At 73.2% G+C, this 2,289-nt stretch carries 4 protein-coding genes; 3 read left to right on the top strand and 1 reads right to left on the bottom strand.

Annotated features, from left to right (window positions below; translation table 11 throughout):
- From HMPREF0731_RS20410 to HMPREF0731_RS20400, 3 genes are all read left to right on the top strand, one after another.
- The coding region (locus HMPREF0731_RS20410; RefSeq protein ID WP_007006123.1) for a hypothetical protein at positions 1-238 on the top strand (238 nt) is incomplete at its 5' end.
- Positions 239-356: 118 nt separating this feature from the next.
- Entirely contained in the window at positions 357-662 is a 306-nt protein-coding gene (locus HMPREF0731_RS20405) for a Nif11-like leader peptide family RiPP precursor (RefSeq protein WP_007006122.1), read from the top strand.
- Between the two features lie 65 nt (positions 663-727).
- Complete coding sequence (locus tag HMPREF0731_RS20400) at positions 728-1,000, top strand: Nif11-like leader peptide family RiPP precursor (protein ID WP_007006121.1); 273 nt, start codon at positions 728-730, stop codon at positions 998-1,000.
- 15 nt (positions 1,001-1,015) lie between these two features.
- Here HMPREF0731_RS20400 and HMPREF0731_RS20395 read toward each other — a convergent pair whose 3' ends face one another.
- The gene (locus HMPREF0731_RS20395; RefSeq protein ID WP_040614238.1) at positions 1,016-2,221 is read right to left on the bottom strand and encodes a pyridoxal phosphate-dependent aminotransferase; all 1,206 of its coding nucleotides are present in this window, start codon (positions 2,219-2,221) and stop codon (positions 1,016-1,018) included.
- Between the last annotated feature and the right edge of the window lie 68 nt (positions 2,222-2,289).

Raw genomic sequence — 2,289 nt, 5'->3', positions numbered from 1 at the left:
GCCGTCGGCCATCGAGCGGCTGCTGGCGCCGCTGGCGCCGGGGGCGGCCATCGTCTCGGTGCTGGACGGCCATCCGGCGGCGCATGCCTGGCTGGGCGCGGTGCGCGGCCAGCGCGTGGTGCCGCTCGGCGTCGACCGCTTCGGCCAGGCCGGCGACATCCCCGACCTCTACCGCGAATACGGGCTGGATGCGGACGCCATCCTGGATGCCTGCGCCCAGGCGCTGCTGGAGGGGTAAGATTCGGCCCGGTTTGAGACGGAAGGTGCGATTTGAGAGATGCGGCGGCTGGGCGCGCGGCGCCGCGCGGGGCTAGGGTGCTCTCCGAGGCCCAGCAACGGGCCAGCAGGAGGACAGCATGGCGCATCCGGAATTCACCCGCCTGATCGAAGACCTGTCGCAGAACACGGCCCTGGCGGACCGGCTGCAGGCGGTGGAGACGCCCGAGGCGCTGCTCCGCCTGCTGGGTGAGGCCGGCTACGACATCCCGGAAGACGAATTGCGCGCTCAGGGAGAGGCCGCGCTGGCGCGGCAGGAGGCCGGGACGGCGGAGCTGCCGCTGCGGGAGCTGGATGGGGTGGCTGGCGGCCACTTCGGCGATTTCCTGAAAAGCACGATCCCCTTGTTGGTCGGGGTGGTGAGCAAAGTGTTCGGCTCAAGATGAGCCCGGGCCCGGCCGCCCTGTGCCGCGGCCGGCCCCACCTTGCCGAGACCTGACAGGAGGCCCCGATGCCGCATCCCGAGATCGAGCGCCTGATCACCGCCCTGCCGCAGGACCCGGTGCTGCGGGAGGGGTTGCGTCAGGCCGCGACGCCCGAGGCCCTGCGCGCCGCCCTGGCCGGGGCCGGCTACGCCATTCCGCCCGAGGCGCTGCCCGGGCTGCGGGCGCTGCTGGCCAGCCCCGGCCCGGCCGGCGCCAGCCAGGAGCTGGGCGATGCGGCGCTGGACCAGGTGCAGGGCGGCGTCATGCCGGTCAAGAACTTCACCTCGCCCTTCGACTGAGCCACGCCGCCGGCCTCAGCCCGCCCGCAGCATGGCATCCAGCCGCGCCATCGCCTCGCGCGCCAGCGCCGGGGAGACGGCGAAGCACAGGCGCAGCGTGCCGTCCGGGTCCTCGCCGAAGGCGGTGCCGGGGGCGAGGCCCACCTTCGCCTGGCGCAGGATGCGCACCGCCAGCGCCCGGCTGTCGGTCTCCCCATCCACCGAGAACATCAGGTAGAAGCTGCCCTCCGGCGCCTGCACCCGGACGCCCGGGATGGCCGCCAGCCCCTCGCTGAAGATGCGCCGGCTCTCGCGGCAGCGCGCCACCATCTCGCCGATGAAGCCGTCGCCCTGCTCCAGCGCCGCGATGCAGGCATGCTGGATGAAGGTCGGGATCGAGGTGGTGTTGTACTGGCTGAGATTGTCGAAGGTGGCCGCCAGCCCCTCGGGGAAGACCAGCCAGCCGGCGCGCCAGCCGGTCATCGCCCAGTTCTTCGAGAAGGTGTTGGACACCAGCAGCCGGTCCGCGCCGTCGCAGATCTCGAGGAAGGAGGGGGCGATGGCATTGCCATAGGTGAAGTGGTTGTAGACCTCGTCGGAGAGGATCCACAGGCCGCGGGCGCGCGCCAGGTCGCGCAGCGCCGTCATCTGCTCGCGCCCCATCACCCAGCCGGTCGGGTTGGAGGGGGAGTTGATGGCGATCACCCGGGTGCGGGGCGTGATCGCCGCCTCGATCGCCGCGAGGTCGAGCTGGAAGCCGCCCGATTCGGTGCGCCGCAGCGCGACCGGCACCGGCACGCCGCCCAGCACCTGCACCGTGGCGGCGAGGTTCGGCCAGTGCGGCGCCGGGTAGATCACCTCCTCGCCCGGGCTCAGCACCGCCTGAAGGCCCTGCATGATGGCGTTCATGCCGCCCGTGGTGACGGTGAAGCGCCCGGCCGGCACCTCCACCCCCCAGTGGCGGCGGTGGTAGTCGGCCAGCGCCTGGCGCAGCCGCGGCAGGCCGAGGGCGTAGGTGTAGCGGGTATGGCCGGCGCGCATCGCCTCGGCCGCCGCCTCGACCACGAAGGGCGGGGTCGGCAGGTCGCCCTCGCCGATCCACAGCTTGATCACCGCTGGGTCCTCGCGCGCCAGGTCGGCGATCTCGGCGATCTGGTTCTGGGCGAGGTCGCGGATGCGCGACGGCAGATCGTCGAGCGGGCCATGGGCCGTGACGGCTGCGGGGGCGAGGGCGGTGCTCATGCAATTCTCCAGGGCGGACCGCCGGGCCCGGCGGTGCGGCGCCGGCGGGCGGGCCGGCATCTTGGGCG

This window comes from Pseudoroseomonas cervicalis ATCC 49957 (assembly GCF_000164635.1).
GTDB lineage: Bacteria > Pseudomonadota > Alphaproteobacteria > Acetobacterales > Acetobacteraceae > Pseudoroseomonas > Pseudoroseomonas cervicalis.
The sequence above is the reverse complement of the archived record's forward strand: the minus strand, read 5'-3'. Positions and strand labels throughout refer to the sequence as shown.